The organism is Massilia sp. CT11-108, from assembly GCF_047302915.1.
Classification (GTDB): domain Bacteria; phylum Pseudomonadota; class Gammaproteobacteria; order Burkholderiales; family Burkholderiaceae_D; genus Telluria; species Telluria orientalis.
Genome location: NZ_JBKYMO010001370.1, coordinates 1 through 337, shown reverse-complemented (window position 1 = coordinate 337; position 337 = coordinate 1). Strand labels below are relative to the sequence as shown.

General features: G+C 55.5%; 1 protein-coding gene. It reads left to right on the top strand.

All coding sequences use genetic code 11. The features are described from left to right. The coding region (locus tag ACEN88_RS34840) for a hypothetical protein (RefSeq protein WP_413346987.1) at nt 1-303 on the top strand (303 nt) is incomplete at its 5' end. Nucleotides 304-337: the final 34 nt, after the last annotated feature.

Genomic DNA, 337 nt, shown 5'->3' with positions numbered 1-337 from the left:
CCCCCGCCCCGCCCGCCCCTGCCGCCGGCTCCTCCTCTTTTTTTTTTTCCTCCTGCTCTGCTGCCGCCTGTGCTGGTGCTGCGGGCGCTTGGTCTTGTTCTTTTTGAGCCTGCTCTTGGGCTGCCTGTGCTTGTGCTGCTGCTTGAGCTTGCTCTTGTTGTTTTTGTTCATCCTCTTCGGAGGCCTATTCTTGTGCTGCTGATGGAGGTTGGTGTTGATTTTTATAATAATGGGCTGCGGCGGGCGGGGGGGGTGGTGGTGGGTCCCTTATTTCCCCTCCCTTATTTTTTACCGTTTTTTTAGGGGGGCGTGGGGTTTATTTTTTACCTTCTGGCAC